General features: G+C 72.6%; 19 protein-coding genes. 9 read left to right on the forward strand and 10 right to left on the reverse strand.

The window, feature by feature from the left end:
* Positions 1-29 precede the first annotated feature (29 nt).
* Positions 30-1,490 (forward strand): hypothetical protein, encoded by a 1,461-nt coding sequence (locus D8Y23_RS11530; protein WP_205797065.1) that lies wholly within the window; start codon positions 30-32, stop codon positions 1,488-1,490.
* A gap of 40 nt (positions 1,491-1,530) precedes the next feature.
* Here D8Y23_RS11530 and D8Y23_RS11535 read toward each other — a convergent pair whose 3' ends face one another.
* From D8Y23_RS11535 to D8Y23_RS11550, 4 genes are read right to left on the reverse strand one after another with little or no spacing between them, the layout of a single operon-like run.
* Positions 1,531-2,574 (reverse strand): ABC transporter ATP-binding protein, encoded by a 1,044-nt coding sequence (locus D8Y23_RS11535; RefSeq protein ID WP_128218272.1) that lies wholly within the window; start codon positions 2,572-2,574, stop codon positions 1,531-1,533.
* Positions 2,571-3,491 carry an ABC transporter permease gene (locus D8Y23_RS11540; protein ID WP_128218273.1) on the reverse strand — a complete coding sequence of 307 codons (921 nt, stop codon included), beginning with the start codon at positions 3,489-3,491 and terminating at the stop codon, positions 2,571-2,573. The genes D8Y23_RS11535 and D8Y23_RS11540 overlap by 4 nt, the downstream gene beginning before the upstream one ends.
* Complete coding sequence (locus D8Y23_RS11545; protein WP_240663881.1) at positions 3,488-4,363, reverse strand: ABC transporter permease; 876 nt, start codon at positions 4,361-4,363, stop codon at positions 3,488-3,490. Before D8Y23_RS11545 ends, D8Y23_RS11540 begins: the two co-directional genes overlap by 4 nt.
* On the reverse strand, positions 4,360-5,613 hold the full coding sequence (locus D8Y23_RS11550; protein WP_128218275.1) for an ABC transporter substrate-binding protein: 1,254 nt from the start codon (positions 5,611-5,613) through the stop codon (positions 4,360-4,362). Before D8Y23_RS11550 ends, D8Y23_RS11545 begins: the two co-directional genes overlap by 4 nt.
* A gap of 72 nt (positions 5,614-5,685) precedes the next feature.
* Between D8Y23_RS11550 and D8Y23_RS11555 the strand changes: the two genes are divergently transcribed.
* On the forward strand, positions 5,686-6,378 hold the full coding sequence (locus tag D8Y23_RS11555; RefSeq protein ID WP_164878220.1) for a TVP38/TMEM64 family protein: 693 nt from the start codon (positions 5,686-5,688) through the stop codon (positions 6,376-6,378).
* On the forward strand, positions 6,371-6,997 hold the full coding sequence (locus tag D8Y23_RS11560; RefSeq protein ID WP_128218277.1) for a CDP-alcohol phosphatidyltransferase family protein: 627 nt from the start codon (positions 6,371-6,373) through the stop codon (positions 6,995-6,997). Before D8Y23_RS11555 ends, D8Y23_RS11560 begins: the two co-directional genes overlap by 8 nt.
* A 26-nt stretch (positions 6,998-7,023) precedes the next feature.
* Here D8Y23_RS11560 and D8Y23_RS11565 read toward each other — a convergent pair whose 3' ends face one another.
* A complete protein-coding gene (locus D8Y23_RS11565) occupies positions 7,024-8,487 on the reverse strand; it encodes a dihydrolipoyl dehydrogenase family protein (protein WP_128218278.1) in 1,464 nt (487 codons plus the stop codon).
* Positions 8,488-8,524: 37 nt separating this feature from the next.
* Between D8Y23_RS11565 and D8Y23_RS11570 the strand changes: the two genes are divergently transcribed.
* From D8Y23_RS11570 to D8Y23_RS11580, 3 genes are all read left to right on the forward strand, one after another.
* Positions 8,525-9,187, forward strand: coding sequence for a class I SAM-dependent methyltransferase (locus D8Y23_RS11570; RefSeq protein ID WP_128218279.1), 663 nt, complete (start codon positions 8,525-8,527; stop codon positions 9,185-9,187).
* Between the two features lie 67 nt (positions 9,188-9,254).
* Positions 9,255-9,983, forward strand: coding sequence for a GNAT family N-acetyltransferase (locus tag D8Y23_RS11575; RefSeq protein ID WP_128218280.1), 729 nt, complete (start codon positions 9,255-9,257; stop codon positions 9,981-9,983).
* Between the two features lie 160 nt (positions 9,984-10,143).
* Positions 10,144-10,806: an alpha/beta fold hydrolase gene (locus D8Y23_RS11580; protein ID WP_164878221.1), complete on the forward strand. Its 663-nt coding sequence runs from the start codon at positions 10,144-10,146 to the stop codon at positions 10,804-10,806.
* Between the two features lie 173 nt (positions 10,807-10,979).
* On the opposite strand, the gene D8Y23_RS11585 is transcribed toward D8Y23_RS11580, so the two are convergent.
* Positions 10,980-12,002 carry a methylenetetrahydrofolate reductase C-terminal domain-containing protein gene (locus tag D8Y23_RS11585; RefSeq protein ID WP_128218282.1) on the reverse strand — a complete coding sequence of 341 codons (1,023 nt, stop codon included), beginning with the start codon at positions 12,000-12,002 and terminating at the stop codon, positions 10,980-10,982.
* A gap of 109 nt (positions 12,003-12,111) precedes the next feature.
* On the opposite strand from D8Y23_RS11585, the gene D8Y23_RS11590 reads away from it, so the two are divergent.
* Genes D8Y23_RS11590 through D8Y23_RS11600 form a run of 3 tightly spaced genes read left to right on the forward strand, consistent with a single transcriptional unit; the run spans position 12,112 to position 16,310 of the window.
* On the forward strand, positions 12,112-12,726 hold the full coding sequence (locus D8Y23_RS11590; RefSeq protein ID WP_128218283.1) for a pyridoxine/pyridoxamine 5'-phosphate oxidase: 615 nt from the start codon (positions 12,112-12,114) through the stop codon (positions 12,724-12,726).
* A 3-nt stretch (positions 12,727-12,729) separates the two neighbouring features.
* Positions 12,730-13,563, forward strand: a complete 834-nt coding sequence (locus D8Y23_RS11595; RefSeq protein ID WP_128218284.1) for an FAD binding domain-containing protein — start codon at positions 12,730-12,732, stop codon at positions 13,561-13,563.
* Complete coding sequence (locus D8Y23_RS11600) at positions 13,560-16,310, forward strand: molybdopterin-dependent oxidoreductase (RefSeq protein WP_128218285.1); 2,751 nt, start codon at positions 13,560-13,562, stop codon at positions 16,308-16,310. Before D8Y23_RS11595 ends, D8Y23_RS11600 begins: the two co-directional genes overlap by 4 nt.
* 32 nt (positions 16,311-16,342) lie before the next feature.
* Here the strand turns inward: D8Y23_RS11600 and D8Y23_RS11605 are convergent, their stop codons facing one another.
* From D8Y23_RS11605 to D8Y23_RS11620, 4 genes are all read right to left on the reverse strand, one after another.
* Positions 16,343-17,173 (reverse strand): PIG-L family deacetylase, encoded by an 831-nt coding sequence (locus tag D8Y23_RS11605; protein WP_205797085.1) that lies wholly within the window; start codon positions 17,171-17,173, stop codon positions 16,343-16,345.
* A complete protein-coding gene (locus tag D8Y23_RS11610) occupies positions 17,170-17,760 on the reverse strand; it encodes a class I SAM-dependent methyltransferase (RefSeq protein WP_128218287.1) in 591 nt (196 codons plus the stop codon). Before D8Y23_RS11610 ends, D8Y23_RS11605 begins: the two co-directional genes overlap by 4 nt.
* A gap of 132 nt (positions 17,761-17,892) precedes the next feature.
* Positions 17,893-18,741: a PhzF family phenazine biosynthesis protein gene (locus D8Y23_RS11615; protein ID WP_128218288.1), complete on the reverse strand. Its 849-nt coding sequence runs from the start codon at positions 18,739-18,741 to the stop codon at positions 17,893-17,895.
* Between the two features lie 144 nt (positions 18,742-18,885).
* Positions 18,886-19,337, reverse strand: a 452-nt coding sequence (locus D8Y23_RS11620; protein WP_128218289.1) for a helix-turn-helix domain-containing protein, incomplete at its 5' end; no start/stop codon positions are given.

Genomic DNA, 19,337 nt, shown 5'->3' on the forward strand with positions numbered 1-19,337 from the left:
GATGACGCCACGAAAGGACGACATGCGACTTGCCACGGCCCTCCGGCAGTTCGAGCTGGACACCCGGCCCATCCACCCCGAGACCCGGCGCGCTCTCGACCTTCGGTGGGCGGCTGCCCGAACACGCCAAGACCGCGAACCAGCTCCTCGGTCGGTGCGCGGTCGGATGCGAGGGAACGCACGGCGTCTTCCCCAAGTGCAACCTGACGTGCTCGCCCTGCTACCACTCGGCCGATGCGAACAAGGTGCGCATCGACGGCGACCACACGGTCGACAACGTCGCGCGCCAGATGGACTTCCTGCGTCAGGTGCGCGGTCCCCGCGCCCACGCCCAGCTCATCGGCGGCGAGGTGAGCCTGCTGAGCGCCGAGGACCACGCGCGCTCCCTGCTGGCCATGCGCGCGGTCGGCCGCGAGCCGATGTCGATGACGCACGGCGACTTCGACTACGACTACCTGCTGGACGTCGTCCTCGACGCCGACGGCAAGCCGCGCTTCGACAAGGTCTCGTTCGCCGCGCACTTCGACTCGCTCATGCGCGGGCGGCGCGGAGCCGTGCGTCCCCACAGCGAGGCGGAGCTGAACCCGTTCCGCGAGAAGTTCGCGAGCATGTTCGTCGACCTGAAGCGCGATCACGGCGTGGGCAGCTACCTCGCGCACAACATGACGGTGACGCCGTCGAACGTCGCGGAGGTCGAGCAGGTGACGCGCGACGTGCTCGAGATGCCGTTCGACATGATGTCGTTCCAGCCGGCCGCCTTCATCGGCGACGACCGCCGCTGGCGCGAGGACTTCGGCGAGGTCACGATCGACGCGGTGTGGGAGAAGATCGAGGCCGGCGCAGGACAGAAGCTGCCCTGGCAGGCGACCCAGTTCGGCGATCCGCGCTGCAACCGCTCGACCGTCGGCGTCCGCGTCGCGGGAACCTTCGCGCCGCTGCTCGACCCGGAGGACCCGAAGGACATCGCCGCACGCGACCGTTTCCTGGAGCACTTCGGCGGCATGATCTTCGGGGGCATCCCGAAGCACATCCTCGCGATCAAGGTCGTACGGGCCGTGGCATCCCACCCCGGTGACGTCCCCCCGCTGATCGGCCTCATGAGCCGCGTCGTCCGCCGGGCGGGCGGTATCGGCCGCGTCCTGCGTGCGGCGCGGAAGAAGAAGGTCTCGTTCAAGACCTTCGTCATCCACAACTTCATGGATGCCGAGCAGGTCGCGCCCGCGTGGAAGCTCATGGAAGAGGGCGTGGTCGCCGACGACCCGCTGCTCCGTGAGACGCAGGAGCGATTGGGATCCTGCATGTATGCCATGTCGCACCCGGAGGATGGGCGCCTGGTGCCGGCCTGCGTGCAGCACTCGGTGCTGGACCCGATCGAGAACGTCGAGCTGCGGCGTATCCTGCCCCTTCCGACCGTGCGCCCCGGCGCCATCGTGACGGCACGCCCTTCCGGGCTGACGGCCGTGCGGGAGACGGGCGGCGGCGCGCGCTGATCCCCGGCTCGGTGGCCGGCTTCGCGTCCGCCGAGGCCGGTCAGCTCGGCACGACGTGGACGAGGGCGTGCGGCACCGACACCGCGACGTCCTCGCCCGGACGCAATGCGGACGTCGACGGAACCTCGGCGTGCAGCAGCACACCGCCGGCACGGATGCCGATCTCCCCGCGCGCACCGAGCGGCCGGAGCGTCTCGACGGTGCCGGTCGTCCGCAGCGACGTCTCCTCTCGCGCGGGAGAGTCGACCCGGACGTCCTCCTGCCGGAAGACGAGGGTCGCGGCACCGTCCACCGCGCCGGGCACGGCTACATCCCCGAGGGCGCTGACGTGCACGCCATCGCGGACGTGCCCCGGGACGGCGTTACGCCCGCCCATGAGCTGTGCCGCGCGGAGGCTCCGCGGGCGGCGGTAGGCCTCGGCGACCGTGCCCTCGTGCAGCAGTCGCCCGTTCTCCATGAGCGCGATGCGGTCGGCCACCCGCGCCGCCTCGTCACGGTCGTGCGTGACGAGGAGGATGGTCGGCGAGAACGCTCCGCGCACCGCCTCGAGGAGGTCGTGCATGTCGGTGCGCAGCGACGGGTCGAGGGCACTGAAGGGCTCATCGAGCAGCAGCACCGACGGCTCCGCGGCGAGCGCCCGCGCGATGGCCACGCGCTGTTCCTGGCCGCCGGAGAGCTCTTCGACGCGACGGCGACCGTATCCACCCAGGCGCACCGTCTCGAGGTATTCTGCGGCGCGCTCGCGCGCCCGGGCGCGAGGCATCCCGGCCACCCGGTCCGAGAACGCGACGTTGTCGAGCACCGAGAGGTGCGGAAACAGCAGCGGCCGTTGGAAGACCATGCCGACACCCCGGCGTTCGGCGGCCACCTCGGCCACATCCCGTCCGTCGATCGAGACGGAACCGCGCTCGGGGGTCTCGAGGCCGGCCACGAGGCGCAACAGTGTGGATTTGCCCGAGCCGCTGGGGCCGAGGACCGCGGTGCAGGTGCCGGCGCGCACCTCCAGCGACAGGTCGGCGACCGCCGGGATCGGCGAGGCGGCGTAGGTCTTGGACAGGCCGACGAGAGCGAGATCGGCGCTCACACGACCACCTCCTTGGTCGAGTCTTCGATTCGGGCGGACCGCGGGCCGGGTGCGCGGTCGAGGGCAGGCGGAGCAACGGGAGTTCCGGGGCGGCGCGGTCGGCGGCGTCCGCGGCGTCCCCGCCCGACGGCGAGGACGCCGGTGAGCAAAACGATGGGGGGAACGACGGCCGCGAGGGACATCACCGCGACCGCGGCGTCGTTGCCGAGTCCCGCCGCGGCGGAGGCCACGACCAGGGGCAGCGTCACCAGTTCGCCCCCTCCGACGATGAGCGTCACGATGTAGTCGCTCCAGGCGACGAGAAAGGCGAGGAACGCCGCCCGCGCGAGCGCGGGGGCGATCATCGGCAGGTGGACGCGTCGCAGGACCTGCAGCCGGCCGGCGCCGAGGAGACGCGCCTCTTCCTCGTACGAGGGGTCATAGGCGCCGTAGGCGGTGCGCATCACGAAGGCCGTGTAGGGCAGCGCCATGACCGTGAGCACGAGAGCCACCCCGATGACCGACGGGATGTGTGCGCGTAGCAGCACGACGTTGACCCCGAGCACAGCGGCGAAGGGCGGGAGCGCGACGGGGGCGAGCAGGAGGGCCGAGACGAGTCGCGCGCCGGGCACCGCGCCGAAGGTCAGCGCGCGAGCGGCGAGCGCCCCGATCGCGGTCGCGAGGACCGCGACGACGAGTCCGAGCACGAGCGAGCGTCCGAAGGCCGGGACCGCCCCGAAGGCGACGGCAGCAGAGACCGAGCGTCCGCCGAACGCGGTGGGGAACGGGTCGGGAAAGGTCCACGACTCGGCGAACGACCACAGCACGAGCGGGAGCAGCGGAAGGGCGAACCACACGCACAGCGCGAGCGCCAGGGCCCACCGCACCACCCGGCCGGCTCCGCGCGACCGGGTGAGGGTGTTCGTGTCGCCGCTCATCGCCACGCCGCCGATCTGCGCAGGGCGGCGAAGGTGCCGGCGACCGCCGCGAGGGCGATCACGCACGTTACGAGCGCGACCGCCGCCGCCTCGGGCCGGGAGTCGAGCGAGACGCCCTGGAACAGCCGCACCCCGAGGACAGGGAGCGGCTCGGGCGAGGTTCGTCCGAGCAGCCAGAGCACCTCGTACGAGCCCAGGGCGTACACGAAGCTGATCGCCGCCCCGATGAGGATCGTGGGCGCCGTCAGCGGAAGCAGGACGTGTCGGAACCGACGCGCCCGCCCCGCGCCCAGCAGCGCCGCGGTCTCGTCGTATGTGCGGATGCGGGTCGCGAGCGTGCCGGTGACGATGAGCGCGAGGAACGCGGATTCCTTCCACGCCAGCTCCGCGATCGCCGCCCCCCACAGCGGGCCACCGACCCAGGGTGCCCACGATTCCGACGGGATGCCGAGCAGTCGGGGCAGCACGCCCGCGTCGGACAGGAGCAGGCCGATGGTGGCCGCGGCGATGAGGTGCGGGATGGTCACCGTCAGAGCGCTGAGCGCCTCGACGATACGGCTGCTTCGCCGATGGGACACGATGACCATGGCCGCCGTGGTGCCGACGACCACCGCGATGACGGTGGCGACGGCGGCCACGCTCACCGAGACGGCGATCGCCGCGGCGATCTCGCCCGGCCGCGCGGTGAACGCCTCGATCCCGAACCGGGGTCGGCCGACGACCGGCAGCAGGCCGAACGCCTGCAGCACCGTGGCGCCGATGCCCCCGCCCAGGACGAACACCGCGAGGGCGACGGCGGGGAGCACGAACAGTGCCCCCCGCACGCGCTCTCGTGCGGTGCCGGCGCGCCCGGCGACCGGGACCCAGGTCACCGCGAGAGCACGTTCTGCCGCCAGCCGTCGTCGAGCGCGGGCACCCATTCGGCGGCGAGCTCACCGTGGGCGTTGCGGGAGAGCACGTCGTACGACGGGACGACCGGCGAGGACGGGAGTGCGTCGAACAGGGCGCGGTCCTCGGCGGAGAGCGCGCTCAGATCGAGGACGGGGAACTGGCCCCACACGTCGGGCTCGGCCTTCTTCGCCTGCTGCTCCGCAGAGAGCGCGACGTCGGCCACGACCATGGCTCCGGCGGCGGCGTCCGAGTTCACGGGGAGACCGAGGAAGCTGGCGTTGCCGACCGTGCCGTCCTCGAGCGTGAGCACGCGCGTGTCGGCGGGGTACGTTCCGTCGGCCACGAGGCCGGTGAGCGTCGCCGGCCCGTACGTCATGGTCATGTCGATCTGCCGGTCGGCGAAGAGCTGGCCGAGCTCGGACTCGTTCGCGGGGTAGGTGTCTCCCCCGCGCCACAGGTTCGGCGCCAGCGCCGCGAGCCGGTCCCACAGCGCGGGCGTCAGCTCGTCATAGGCATCCTGCGAGAAGGCGGTCGGCACCGCATCGGCACCGCCGGACACACTCGCGAGCACCTCGCGCACGAAGACGGACCCGGTGAAGTCCGGCGGCGCCGGGTAGGTGAAGCGGCCCGGATGGGCGGCGGCCCAGTCCAGCACCCCGGCCAGCGTCGTCGGCGGGTCGGGGACCGCGGCGGAGTCGTAGACGAGCGTGAACTGCGCCTTGTGCCACGGTGCCTCGCACCCGTCTACCGGTGTTCCGAAGTCGGACTGCAGCAGGGGGTCGTTCGGGTCGGTGTTCGCCATGGACGGGAGCAAGCCCGTCCAGTCACACCGCCAGGCATCGGCTTCCTTGCCCGTGCGGAAGTTGTCGCCGTTGACCCAGACGAGGTCGACCGACCCATCGTCGCGTCCGGCCTGGAGCTCGGTGAAGACGCGGTTCAGCGCGTCCCGCGTGTCCGTCACGGGGACGCGCTCGAGGGTCACGCCGTACTCCGCCACGGCGGGGGCGAGCACGTCGTCGACGTACGCGTTCCCCTGGTCGTCACCGCCGTACATCCACAGCTGCACGGTCTGCCCGCGCGCGTCCTCGAGCACCTGGTCCCAGTCGGTGTAGGCCTCGGGCGAAGACGCATCCGGTGCCGAGCACCCGGCGAGGGCGAGAAGCGACGCCGCCGCGGTGACCACCGCGAGAGTCGGACGACGGCGTCGGTGTCGGCGTCGAGGGATGGTCATGGCACTCCTTGAACGATGGCGCGGCCGGTCGGTCGCATGCGGACTTAGGGTATGGGGGACCGGAAGGAATCGATGGAGCTTGACGACACCGCCACGCGTCCGCAGGGCTCCGCTCGCCGACCCGGCATCCGGTTGGTACTTCTCGGTCTGTTCGTCGCCGCGGTCGCATCGGTTGGCTTTCTGCTCGTCCCGCACGACGTCGAGCAGATCCGCGCCTGGTCCGGTCAGGTCGGAGCGCCCGGCGTTCTGCTGTTCACGCTGCTGTACGCCGCCCTGACCCTGAGTCCCGCGCCGAAGAACGTCCTCGGCATCGCGGCGGGTCTGGTCTGGGGGTTCCCGGTGGCGTTCGCCATGGTCTACGTCGGCGCTCTGCTGGGCGCGGCGGCATCCTTCGCGCTCGGTCGGGCGCTCGGACGCGAAGCCGTCGAACGCTTCACCGGCGCCCGGGTGGCCCGATTGGATGCCGCGATCGGACGCCGTGGCCTGCCCGCCGTGCTGGGGGCGCGGCTCGTCCCCGTGATCCCTTTCACGCTCATCAACTACGGCGCGGGGCTGACGTCCGTGCGCCGTCGCGACTACGCGATCGGGACCGCGGTGGGCATCATCCCGGGCTCCGCCGCCTACGTCGCGCTCGGCGCGTTCGGGTGGGAGCTGGGCCCGTGGTTCTGGGTGGCGCTGAGCGTCGTCGGCGTGCTCCTGATCGGCGGCGTGGTGGCCGGCATCCTGGTGCGCCGCCGTCGGACGGGGGATGCCACGGATGCTTGATCGCTCTCTGCGCACGGCGCTGTCCGGTCCGCTCGAGGCCGTCGCCGCGACGCTGGACCGATCGTTCATCACCCCCGACCGCCTGACCATGGCCGGGCTCGTTCTGGGGCTCGCCTCCGCCGGCGCGGCGGCCGCGCAGTGGTGGGCGGCCGCGGTGGTGCTCTGGCTGGTCTCCCGCCTCGCGGACGGTCTCGACGGCACCCTCGCCCGCCGCCGTCGCGCGCACGGTCGGGGGAACGACAGCGAGGCCGGCGGGTTCCTCGACATCGCCGCCGACTTCGTCGTCTACGGCGCCGGGGTGTTCGGGGTGGCGTGGGGCGCATCCGCGGCGTTCGGCGCACCGTGGTGGCCGTTCCTCCTCGTCCTGCTGACGTACTACGTCAACGGGACGGCGTTCCTGGCGTTCTCCTCGATCGCCGAGCGCACCGGTCGGCAGGTCGACGACGGACGGTCGCTGTCGTTCCTCGGTCGTATCGCGGAGGGCACCGAGACGATCGCCGTCCACACGCTCTGGCTGATCCTGCCGTTCTGGGCGTGGCAGATCGCCCTCGTGTGGAGCCTGTTCGTCGCCGTGAGCGCGGTGCAGCGGATCATCGCCGGGTACCGGCTGCTGCGCTGAGCGGAATCGCCGCGACGGCGCGCCCGTCAGCTCCGACGACGACGGATCGCCCGCAGCAACCGGATCGCCGCGGCGACGAGCCCGTGGCGCAGGGCCCCCTGGGCGTCGCGAACAGCGGCGTTCCACCCCGCGTCGGAGTACGTGGGGTAGGCGTGCATCGCGCCCGCCAGCGCGCCGACCTTCAACCCCAGCGCGACCGCCGTCGACAGCTCCCCAAGCGACTCGCCCGCGCGGGGACCGACGATGACGGCCCCGGTCACGCGGCCCTTTCCGTCCACCACGAGACGGGTGAAGCCGTCGGTCTGCCCCTCGGCGATCGCGCGGTCCAGGTCGGCGTGAGGAGACTCCACCACGCGCATCCCGCGCGCGGCGGCCTCGTGCGGCGATACCCCGACCGCCGCCACCTCGGGGGAGGTGAAGGTCACCCGCGGCACGACGTCAACGCCCGCGCGCCGCGAAAGGCCGAGCACGGCGTTCGTCGCCGCGACGCTGCCGAACATGCCGGCGGTGTGCGTGAAGCGCGGAAGCGGGGTCGCGTCGCCCGCCGCGCGGACGCGCGGATTGCTCGTGGCCAGGGTCGCGTCGACCGCGATCGCGCCGTCGTCATCGCGGCGGACGCCGGCGACATCGAGCCCGAGGCCCGTGGTGTCCACTCGGCGTCCGAGCGCGGCGAGCACGCGGTCGGCCGTGACGGTCGTGCCGTCGCTGAGACGCGCCGTCACGGTCTCGTCCCCGGTGTCCGCGTCGACCAGCGTGGTGCCCAGTCGCACGTCGACGCCGTTCGCGCGCAGCGCCGCGAGCACGATCGCTCCGGCATCCGGATCCTCCTTGGCCAGCAGGCGCTCGCCGCGGTGGACGAGGGTCACGCGACTGCCCAGACGTGCCATCGCCTGGGCGATCTCGCATCCGATGGCTCCCCCACCGAGCACGAGCAGGCGCTCGGGCAGCACGGTCAGATCCCACACGGTCTCGTTGGTGAGGACGGCATCCGGATCGATGCCCTCCGGCAGCACCGGGGAGCTCCCCGTCGCCACCAGGGCGTCGCGGAAACGGATGCCGACCCCCTCGACGCGCAGCGAGCGCGGACCGTCGAAGCGGGCACGGCCGCGCAGCGTGAAGACGCCCGCCTCGGCGAGCGCCTCGGGCGAGTCGACGGGCTCGATCTCGCGGATCGCGTGCCGGACGTGGGACATCACGGCGGCGAAGTCGACCCGGACATCGGCGACGTGCACCCCCAGCCGGGCGGCGTCGCGCGCGTCGTGCGCCGCCGTCGCCGCCGCGATCAGCGCTTTCGAGGGCACGCACCCCGTGTACAGGCACTCGCCGCCGAACCCGGCGGACTCGATCAGCAGCACCTTCGCACCGAGGATCGCGGCGGTCTTCGCACCGACGAGACCGGCGCTGCCGGCGCCGATCACGACCAGGTCCCACCGGGTACGGCCGGCTTCGGCGGAGGTGAGCGGGCGGGCACGGCGCGTCGGCACGGTCATGTCCGAAGCCTAAGGTGGTCGGAAAGGGGGTGGCTCGATGGCGACACCGCTGCGGCGCTATGGGCTCGGAGCCCGCTGGTACGACGTGCTCTCGGGCGAACGCTGGGTGTACCACGCGGGACGCGAGGCCGGGATCGCCCTGTTGCGTCCTCGCCCCGGCGACGTCGTGCTCGATCTCGGCTGCGGCACCGGCTTGAACTTCGCGGCGCTGCTCAGCGCCGTCGGACCGCACGGGCGAGTGATCGGCGTCGATCGCAGCCCCGACATGCTCGACATGGCCCGGCGCCGGGTGAGCGCCGCCGGGTGGAGCGACCGCGTCGATCTCGTCGAGGCGGATGCCGCCGCCCTCGACCCGGCCGAGATCCGCGACCGCACCGACGGACGCGGTGCGGACGCCCTGCTGTCGACCTACGCGCTGAGCGTGTTCGGCGAGCGCGAGGCGGCGTGGGCGCGGGCCGTGTCCGCCGTACGTCTGGGAGGACGCGCGGCCGTCGTGGACATGCAGCGTCCGCACGGACCCTGGCGTGTGTTCACGCCGCTCGCTCTGCTGGCGTGCGCGACCGGCGGCGCCGACATCGACGCCCATCCGTGGCGGATGCTCGAGCGCGACGCCGACCCCCGTTCCGTCGAGCGCGCGGAGCGCAAGGGCGGTCACGTCGTCGCCGTCGCCGCCGACCTCGCGATCCGCCCCCGGCCCTGAGGTCCCGGCGGGAATGCGACGTCGACCCCGACGTTGCATCTCGGGTAGTCGACCCCGAACGGATGCCATGACCTCGGCCACCCCCGCTTCTCCCCCCGCCGCGACCGCGGACGATCCCGCCGCCGTGCTCGACAACGCCGCGTGGCACTCACTCGTCGGACCGCACGCGGGATTCGCGATCGGCGGCGACCTGGTGCGTCGGTACCCCGAGGACGTCGCTCCGTTCGTCGCCGTCCGCACGTGGGACGACCCCTCCGTGTGGGACGCGCTGCGCGACCTCGTCGGCCCGGGCGCCGAGGTGGGCCTCTCGGGCTACGAGGGCGAGCTGCCCGCGGGGTGGGGGTTCCTCGGCGGCGGCGAGGGCGTTCAGCTGGTCGAGACCGCCGTGCTGCAGCCGCGGCCGTTCGACCAGGCCGTCGAACTCGACGCCGACGACGCGGCCGAGATGATGGCGATCGTCGAGCGGAACCAGCCCGGACCCTTCCGGCCCCGCACCCACGAGCTGGGTCGGTACATCGGCATCCGTCGCGGGGGTCGCCTCGTGGCGATGGCGGGCGAGCGCCTGCACCCGACAGGGTGGACCGAGATCAGCGCGGTTGCGGTCGACGCCGACCACCGTCGGCAGGGTCTTGCGTCGCGGCTCGTGCTGGACGTGGCGTTCCACATCCAGCAGCGCGGCGACCGCGCGATGATGCACGCGGCCGCGACGAACACCGGAGCCATCGCGGCCTACGAGCGCCTCGGCTTCGCCCTGCGCCGGGTGAACCGCTTCGCCGCCGTCCGCACCCCGGCCTGACCCGTCGCCGCAACCCCGTTCTGCAGCACCCGCCCGAGTTCTACGGTGGCCGTCATGCCCCGACCCGCCGCACCCCTTCCCTCCGCTGTCTGGGAGGGCGAGGTCGACGGACTCGCCTTCCGCGTGGTGTCGACGCCCCCCCGCGGCCCCGGACGCCCCCGTGTTCGTGCTCGTGCACGGCCTCGGCACCTCCCACCGGTATCTCACCCGGCTGCACGCGGAACTCGCGGTCCGAGCGACGGTGCGCTCGATCGACGTCCCCGGCTTTGGCGGCCTCCCCGCGCCGAAGGGGTCGCCGGGCGTGGCTGACATCGCCACCGCACTCGGCGCACTGCTCGACCGGATCGGAGTGCGGGATGCCGTGCTCCTCGGGCACTCAATGGGCACTCAGTGGGTCGTCGAGCTCGCGGCGGAACGGCCCGACCTCGCGCGCGCCGTGGTGTTGGTGAGCCCCATCGCCGACCGCACTCATCGCAACCTGCCGTCGCAGGGGCTTCTGCTCGCCGTCGACAGCGCTCTCGAACCGCCGCGGGCGGGGCTGACGGTGTTCCGCGAGTACCTCCGCAGTGGCCCCCGGTGGTACCTCGCGCAGGCGCGACACATGGTCCGGTACCCCCTCGAGGAACGCGTCGCCGCGCTGACACGACCGGTGCTCGTGATCCGGGGCTCGAAAGACCGCATCGCCGACCTCCGCTGGTGCGCGGAACTGCGCGACCGCGCCGCCGACGGGACACTCGCCGTCGTCCCCGGTCACCGTCACCTCGTGCAGTTCACCGCTCCCGCGACGGTGGCCGATGGCATCCGGGGGTTCCTCGGCGCCTGACCCTGCGGCGCTTCTGCCCCCGCGCGGCTGCACAACTCCGGCACAACCCCGCCACCCCGGCATCCACCCTCCCCCGGCGTACACAACGCAGGAGTTCTGCACCCCGGATGCCACGCCCCGGGCCCACACCCCGCTCCGGGCGGCAGTTTTCCTTCGTTGTGTCCGGGCCCGCGTCAGCGCAGCCGCCGCGCGATCTCGGCCTGGGCCTCGGCAAACGACTCCTCACCGCCGTCGCGGCCGCCCGACAGGTTCACGCCCACCACGCCCGGAAGAGCCAACAGCTCCTCGGCCAGGGAGACCGCGAGCGCGATGCCCTCGGCGCGGGGGTCACGCGCACCGCGCACCCGCGACAAGAAGCCGTCCGGCAGCACGAGCGTCGTGAACGACTCCAGCACGTCGGCGGAGGCGTGATCGATCACGACCGGCACGCACGGGATGTACCGCACCGGGGCGGCCACGGAGTCGATGAACCGCCGCACCGGCTCCGCTCCCCCGGCGTGGTTCACGAAGCAGACGTCGGCGCCGGCGCGCAGCTTCTCGCGCAGCCGCGCAGCCCGACGCTCCACCGGCGGCGCGGCGGGCGACGCCGCGACCGAGACGACGTGCCCCGCGGCGCGGGCGAGGGCGGCGGCCTCGGTCGAGTCGAGGTCGAACACGGGTGCGGCGTCGGGCCGGTTCCCCGTGCGGGTGTGGTCGCCGGTGACGCAGTGCACCCCGGCCACCCCCTCGACGGCCAGGGCCGCAAGCTCCCCCTCGATCGCCACGCGGTTGCGGTCGCGCATGTTGAGCCCGGTCCACACCCGCAGCCCCGCGCGCTGCAGCAGGTGCGCCCGGTACGCCGGAGGGAATTGCACCCGCGCGGTTCCCGCGTCGCCGGCGAGGACGGCATCCACCTCTCCCACCAGAATCGCGCCACAGGAGTCGATGGATGCCACGCTCATCGCCCGCGCGGGAAGGTCGGCCACGACCCACGGGCGCGTGCCGAGGGAAGCGAGGGTCTCCGCGGCGGCGGCTGTGCGCGCGCCGGGATCCGGGACCGAAACACGGTCGATGCCCGTCCACCGCACCGTCCCCCGCGGCAGGAACGCGCACGAGTGCTCGGCGTCGATCTCGCACGACCCGTCGAAGCCGACCCCGCCGCACGGGCCGTACTCCATGCGCTTCGGGCATACGTCGAGGAGCGGGAGGACCGTCATGCCCGGAGTGTACGAAGCGCGTGTTTCGGCGAATGTTCATGGCGGCAACATCGCGGAAACGCGCGGTCCCTACGCTCGGCGGTGACACTGCGCAATCCCGGAGGTGGCCATGATCACCGCAGGCACCACGTTCGGCTCCGACCTCGACGAGACCGATGGGCTCGTCGCCGACCCCGTCGCGTTGATGGTCCAGTGGCTCCCCGAGCACGACAGCGAGCTGCGGCCCCTCGCCGCCCTCTCGACGATCGGCCGCGACGGGCTGCCGTCGCTGCGCCACGTGCTGGTGAGCGATCGGGATGCCACGGGCCTGTACTTCCACACCGATGCCGCCAGCGCGAAGGTCACCGAGATCGCGGCCAATCCCGTCGCGGCGATGGCCGTCGCCTGGCCCGAGGTGGGACGGCAGCTCGTGGTCCGGGGCATCGTCGAGCGGGTCAGCGCGCCGGAGGCCGCCGCGGTGTACGCGCAACGGTCGCGGTACCTGCAGCTGCTCGCGTGGATGAACACGCTCGACAACGCGCAACTGCCCGTCGACGAACGCCGCCGCGTGTGGGCGGAGTTCGATGCGACGCACCCGGTGCTCGAACCGCCGCAGCGCTGGGTGGGCTTCCGACTCCGTCCCCTCACCCTGACGTTCTGGCGCGGCGACCCCGCGGGGCAGAGCACCCGACAGCACTACCGCCTCACCGACGGAGCGTGGTCGGGCGAGATCCTGGCGGGCTGAGGCGTGGATATCACCACCGTCACCTCGTACCGTGCCGCCCGCACCCGCGCCGATCTCGCGCTCGCTCCGGGCGAGGTCGTGATGGCCGGTGGCACGTGGATCATGAGCGAGCCGCAGCCGCGCACCACCGGGTTCGTCGACCTCACCACCCTCGGCTGGCCCGACATCGAGATCACCGACACCGGCCTCCGCATCGGTGCGACGTGCACGATCGCGCGGCTGCTGGCGTGGGCTGAGCACGAGGCACCGGCCGCGTGGACGTCGCTCGCGCTCGCCCGACCGTCCGCCGACGCTCTGCTGGCGTCGTTCAAGATCTGGAACACCGCCACCGTCGGCGGCAACGTCTGCCAGGCGTTCGCGGCGGGCGCGATGATCGCCTTCCTCTCGACCCTTGATGCCACGGCCCTGGTGTGGACGCCCGACGGCGGCGAGCGCCGGATCGCCGTCGCCGACCTCGTCATCGACAACGCCGCGACGTCGCTCGCGCCCGGCGAGGTGCTGCGGGCGCTCGACATCCCCCTGGCGGCGCTGACCTCGCGCGTGGCGCTGCAGAAGATCGCGCTGGCCGAGCTCGGGCGCTCCGGCGCCGTGGTGACGGCCCGCGTCGACCCCGACGGCGCGGCCGTCTTCGTCGTCACGGCGGCGGTGCGCCGACCGCGCGTCCTGCGGTTCGCGCGGGTGCCCGGAGCGGGAGAGCTGCGGGATGCCGTGGCTTCCGCGACCGATTTCTACACCGATCCGCTGGGCAGCGCCGACTGGCGACGCGGGGTGAGCGTCGTACTCGCCGAGCGGCTGCGCGCGGGCTTCGCGCGCGATCTCCGGGAGGACACCGAGTGAAGTTCCAGGTCAACGGGTCCGCCGTCGAGGCCGACCCGCGGCCGGGTCAGTGCGCACGCACGCTGCTGCGCGAGACCGGGCATGTCGAGGTGAAGAAGGGATGCGACGCGGGTGACTGCGGCGCGTGCTCGGTGCTGCTCGACGGCGAGCCGACGCACTCGTGCATCATCCCGGCGATGCGTCTGGAGGGGCGGTCGATCACGACGGCCGCGGGCCTCGCTCCGGGCGATGAGTTGCACCCGGTACAGGAGGCACTGGCATCCGGATTCGGGTTCCAGTGCGGGTTCTGCACCCCGGGCATGAGCGTCACGGCATCCACGCTCTGCGAGAGCGATCTCGACGACCTCGACCGCCGCATGAAGGGCAACCTGTGCCGCTGCACCGGGTATCGCCCGATCCGGGAGGCGATCCGCGAGTCGGTGCTGGGCCCGGTGCGCGAAACGGGACGCGCCGCCGACAAGCCGGACGGGGGCCGCGTCGGCACCTCGGTCGCCCCCGAGGCCGCCCGCCGCATCGTGCAGGGCAAGGAGCCGTTCACCTTCGACGAGCCCGTCCCGGGCGGCCCGCCGCTCGTGCTGCGCGTCGTCACCTCACCCCACGCGCACGCGCGGATCACCTCGATCGATACGACCGCCGCGCTCGCGCTCCCCGGGGTCGTCGCGGTCTTCACCCACCTCGACGTCCCCGAGACCCGTTACTCGACGGGCCGTCACGAGCACCGCACCGACGATCCCGACGACACGCGCATGCTCGACGACGTGGTGCGCCACGTCGGGCAGCGCGTCGCGGCGGTCGTCGCCGAGACGGCGGAGGCAGCGGATGCCGGCTGCCGTGCGGTCCGCGTCGACTACGCCGTGCTCCCCGCGGTCTTCGACCCCGACGAGGCGCGACGGCCCGGGGCTCCCCTGCTCCACCCCGACCGCACGCCCGACGAGCGCGTGATGGATGCCGCGCGCAACGTCGTCGCCGGCTTCCACACCGGCCACGGCGGCGACATCGACGCGGCCCTCGCCGCAAGCCATGTCGCCGTCACGGGCGAGTGGCGCTCGTCGCGCGTCACCCACGCGGCTCTCGAGACGCACGGGGCGGTGGGGTGGCTGGACGACGACGGGCGTCTCGTCATCCGTTCGTCGACGCAGGTGCCGTTCCTCGCGCGCAACGAGCTCGCGCACATCTTCGGCGTCGAGCGCGACCGCATCCGCGTCTTCGCGAACCGTGTCGGCGGCGGGTTCGGCGGCAAGCAGGAGCTGTTCACGGAAGACCTCACGGCCCTTGCCGTGCTGAAGCTCGGCCGCCCGGTGGCGTACGAGTTCTCGCGCACCGACCAGTTCGTGCGGGCCTCGCTCCGGCATCCGATGCGCGTGCGCACCACGCTGGGAGCGGATGCCGATGGGCGCCTGACCGCGATGAAGCTCGATGTCCTCAGCGACACCGGCGCGTACGGCAACCACGCGATCGGAGTGCTGTTCCACTCGTGCGCCGAGTCGACGACGCTGTACCGCGTGCCGACGAAGTGGATCGACGCGGAAGCGGTCTACACGAACAACCCGCCGTCGGGCGCGTTCCGCGGGTACGGGCTGGGGCAGGTCGTGTTCGCAGTCGAGTCGGCGATGGACGCTCTCGCTGAGGAGCTGGGGATCGACCCGTTCGACCTTCGCCGCATCAACGCGGTGACGGAGGGCGACCCGCTCCACCCCGACGAGGACAAGTACGAGGAAGACCTGATCTGGGGCAGTTACGGCCTCGACCAGTGCCTCGACCTCGCGCAGGATGCCCTGCGGCGGGGCAACGGCGTCGAGGCCCCCGCGGGCTGGGCCGTCGGCGAGGGCATGGCCGCGGCGATGATCGCGACCATGGCCCCGCGCGGGCACATCGCCCACACGACGGCGACCCTCCGCCGCGACGGCAGCTACCTGCTGCGCGTCGGCACGGCCGAGTTCGGCAACGGCACGTCCACGGTGCACCGGCAGATCGCGGCGACCGTCCTCGACGTCCCGCACGACCGGCTGGAACTCTGGGCCGCCGACACCGACGCCGTCCGCCACGACACCGGTGCCTTCGCTTCGGCGGGCACCACCGTCGCGGGCAAGGCGCTGCACGTCGCGTGTTCGATGCTGCGGCGGCGCATGATCGACATCGCCGTCGAGCTGGCCGGAGGGGATGCCGACTCCGCCGAGGTCGTGGCATCCGGTGTTCTGGCGGGAGACGAGCTCGTTCCGTGGGAACGGATCGTGGATGCCGCCCCCGCCACGATGCGCGACGAGAACGGGCTCACAGCGGACGGCGCGGAGTTCGGCGACTTCCGCTCCCTCGCGTTCAACGTGCACGCCGTGCGGGTGGCCGTCGACCCCGAGACGGGGACGGTGAAGGTGCTGCAGTCGATCCAGACCGCGGACGCCGGTGTCGTGATCAACCCGGAGCAGTGCCGCGGGCAGATCGAGGGCGGCGCCGCGCAAGCCCTCGGCGGCGCGCTGTACGAAGAGGTCATGCTCGAGGACGGCGTGGTGCAGAACCCGGTGTTCCGCACGTATCGCGTACCGCAGTTCGCCGACGTGCCCGACACCGAGGTGTACTTCGCCGAGACCGATGACACCCTCGGCCCGTTCGGAGCGAAGTCGATGAGCGAATCACCGTACAACCCGGTGGGCGCGGCGATCGGCAACGCCGTCTCCCGCGCCCTCGGGCGCCGCGGCTACGAACTGCCGTTCTCGCGCGACCGCGTGTGGAGGCTGGCCGGCGGGGAGTGACGCGGGCCGCGTCGCGGCGCCTGCACGCTCGGTCAGCGGCGGCCTTCGACCCGCACGAGATCGCGGTGGTCGACGTGGTGCTCGCGCCGGAGGCAGTCGCCGAAACCGGGGAGGGAGACGTAATCCTCCGGATCACGGCGCACGACGACGTCGTGCGCGCCGTACGCGGTGAACACGTCGATCTTGCGGGCGACGTCCGCGGCGTCGAGGTTCGCCGGCCACGACCGATGCGGGTACCCCACCGCGTACCGGACGACCTCGCCGTCCACGAGGCCCGCGTCGACGGCCGCGGCGACGAGTCGACCGGCAGCGCCGTGGTCGGGATGGTCGCCCTCGCTCTGCGCCGCGGAGTCCGGCATGGTCGTCAGCACCGCCGACGCACCGCTCTCGGTGATGAACGCGCCGATCGTGTCGACGAGCTGATCGAGGGTGAGCTCCCGTTCCGTGTCGAGGGTGGTCAGCGATGAGACGCGCCCGTCGACGAGCTTCGGGAGGGTGCGGTATCCGGTCGCGTACCACCCGCCGCCCGTCAACCCGCCGTCCGGAAGGCGGAGGAACGTCAGAGCGATCCGGGGGTCGTCGTCGGGCGAGGTCGTCGTGGCGGCGACGCCGTTCGATAACACCGTCGTGCGGTCGGTCCAAGGCGTCGACGAGCCGCGCATCACGTCGTAGGCCGCGCGGATGCCCCGTTCGCGACCGGTCACGTAGGTCGAGATGCCGGTGCCCGCGTCCGAGGCGGTGAGGAAGAGGTTGCGCACGTGGTGCCCGCGGAGGATGGCCCGATCGAGCGTCGGAACGGCGAACAGGAGGTCGTCGTCGTAGTGCGACCAGATCCCAGCCGTCACCGGCGTTGCCACGGTCACCGGCGGGTGAAGAAGTCGTAGCGGTGGGCGTAGTGCGTGTCGGTCACCAGGTGGTCCGCGCGTGCCGCGGGAAGCACGGCACGGTCGAAACGCCGGGCGGCGAGCGCGTCGAGGTCCGGGATGCGCCGGCCCTCCATGTCGTTCCAGCCCACGACGAGCCATCCGCCCGGACGCAGCACGTCGGCGCACGCCGTGAGTCCGCGCGCGACGTCGTCGGCGGTGTCGAGCCCCCACCCGAAGACGCCGTTGCAGACGATCAGGTCGAAGGTGTCGGCCGGGTAGACCGTCGCGAGCTCGGTCATCGACAGGGTGCGGTGATGCGGTCCCGCGATCCGCTGCATCGCGGGGTCGACGTCGATGGTGTGGTACTCGATCCCGCGATACAGCCGCGGATACGTGCGGGTGTACCAGGCGACTCCGACATCGAGGACGCGCCGGACGTCGTCGCGTCCGAGGAATTCCGGCACGATCACGTCTTCGAGCAGCACGCGGTCAGGCGTCGCCAGACGCCACCGGCCGTTCTTCCACCGCAGCCGGCTGCGCAGGCGCACACTGCGGGGGACGAGTCGTCTCCAGACGGGGGACATTCGTTCTCCAGCGGTCGACGCGATCGGGGGATGGACGTCCGCCCATGATTGCACGCACACGTTCGCTTCGCCGGGAACCGCGGCGATTTCCCGGGAAGCGGACCCCCGCCGGGGCCGTGTCGCCGTCGCCGGTCACATCGGTGTCGCACCACCCCCGACGTGGATGCCGCCCGTCGTCGGTACCTCCACCTCGAGGATGCTCGGCCGCCCGATGTGCCGCCCCTGGTGCACCGTGACGTGGAACGGCGCCGGAAGCCCGACGCGGTCGCGGAGGTAGGCGCCGAGCGCGGCGGCCGCGGAGCCGGTGGCCGGATCCTCGGTGATGTCGCCGACCGGGAACAGGTTGCGCGCCTCGACGACGGCGCCGTCGGCGACTTCGCCCGGAACGTGGACGACCGTGACAGTGCCCGTCCAGCCGCGCTCGTGCATCAGCACCCGCAGCGCGTCCGCGTCGTACCCGAATGCGTCGAACCGCTCGAGCGTGCGGACGGCGACCACCGGATGCCAATTCCCCGCGAAGGCCTCGGCGAGCGGCATCCGCGGGTCGAGATCGTCCGCGTCGAGTCCGAGTAGGGCAAGCAACGGTGAGGGGTCGTGGAAGTCGCGGACCACCGGTTCGACGCTCGTGAATCCCGCCGCGATCCGGCCGCCATCGTCCCGCGCCGATACCCGGACGTCGCCCGCGGTGGTCTCGAAGACGAACTCCCCCGGCCCCTCGGCCTCGGCCAGAGCGACCGCCGTGGCGATCGTCGCGTGACCGCAGAACGGCACCTCGGCCTCGGGCGAGAAGTAGCGCACCCGCAGCCGGTCCCCGTCGCGGGCCGTGACGAACGCCGTCTCGGGATACCCCAGGTCGGCCGCGATCCGCAGCATGTCGGCGTCGTCGAGGGCCGTCGCATCCAGGACCACTCCGGCGGGGTTGCCGCCGCCAGGTTCCGCGGCGAAGGCGAGCAGGTGCAGGATGCCAGTGGCGTCGGTCATGCCTCGATTCTCCCGGCCGTGGCAGGGAAATCGCGGGCCAATGTGTCATCTGTGGACTGCGTCCACGCGCGTGGGGATCGTCGTTGATCCTGGTTGGGGCCCACAACTTGAATCAACGGGCGGGCTCATCCTGTTCACCGGCCGTCAGTGGCGGGTGTCGCGGTCGCGGCGGGCGTGCGACAGAGCGCGGGACGACGGGAAGCCCGACCGCCGCGCGATCTCGGTGAACGACAACCCCGTGGCCGCGAAGGCGTCGGCGAGTTCGAGGCGGCGTGCGCGCAGTGCCGAGCTCGGCGTGCTGCCGTACCGCGCGAAGACGCGGGCGAGGTACTGCCGCGAGACGTCCAGGGAACGGGCAAGCTCCTCGACCGTGAACTCCGGATCGCCGGCCCGCTCGGTCAGCAGGCGCGTCGCGGCGGCGAAGGTGGCCTGCGCCGATCGGAACCCCGAGGCACCGGCATCCGCTCCGGCGCGCCCGGCGATGAGTGCGGCGCACAGGCTCTCGATCGCGTGGCCGAGCGCGGACTCCGCGGCGACGCCGAGGCGGTGATCGCCGTTCAGGATCGCGTTGACGGTGGATGCCAAGGCCCGCCAGG

The organism is Microbacterium enclense (assembly GCF_004022425.1).
Taxonomy (GTDB): Bacteria; Actinomycetota; Actinomycetes; order Actinomycetales; family Microbacteriaceae; genus Microbacterium; species Microbacterium enclense_A.

Bases quoted from the DNA above. Each gene is read 5' to 3' on its own strand.
- D8Y23_RS11540 (WP_128218273.1), bottom strand. From the start codon at position 3,491: ATGAGCGGCGACACGAACACCCTCACCCGGTCGCGCGGAGCCGGCCGG.
- D8Y23_RS11550 (WP_128218275.1), bottom strand. From the start codon at position 5,613: ATGACCATCCCTCGACGCCGACACCGACGCCGTCGTCCGACTCTCGCG.
- D8Y23_RS11555 (WP_164878220.1), top strand. From the start codon at position 5,686: ATGGAGCTTGACGACACCGCCACGCGTCCGCAGGGCTCCGCTCGCCGA.
- D8Y23_RS11560 (WP_128218277.1), top strand. From the start codon at position 6,371: ATGCTTGATCGCTCTCTGCGCACGGCGCTGTCCGGTCCGCTCGAGGCC.
- D8Y23_RS11565 (WP_128218278.1), bottom strand. From the start codon at position 8,487: ATGACCGTGCCGACGCGCCGTGCCCGCCCGCTCACCTCCGCCGAAGCC.
- D8Y23_RS11570 (WP_128218279.1), top strand. From the start codon at position 8,525: ATGGCGACACCGCTGCGGCGCTATGGGCTCGGAGCCCGCTGGTACGAC.
- D8Y23_RS11575 (WP_128218280.1), top strand. From the start codon at position 9,255: ATGACCTCGGCCACCCCCGCTTCTCCCCCCGCCGCGACCGCGGACGAT.
- D8Y23_RS11585 (WP_128218282.1), bottom strand. From the start codon at position 12,002: ATGACGGTCCTCCCGCTCCTCGACGTATGCCCGAAGCGCATGGAGTAC.
- D8Y23_RS11590 (WP_128218283.1), top strand. From the start codon at position 12,112: ATGATCACCGCAGGCACCACGTTCGGCTCCGACCTCGACGAGACCGAT.
- D8Y23_RS11610 (WP_128218287.1), bottom strand. From the start codon at position 17,760: ATGTCCCCCGTCTGGAGACGACTCGTCCCCCGCAGTGTGCGCCTGCGC.
- D8Y23_RS11615 (WP_128218288.1), bottom strand. From the start codon at position 18,741: ATGACCGACGCCACTGGCATCCTGCACCTGCTCGCCTTCGCCGCGGAA.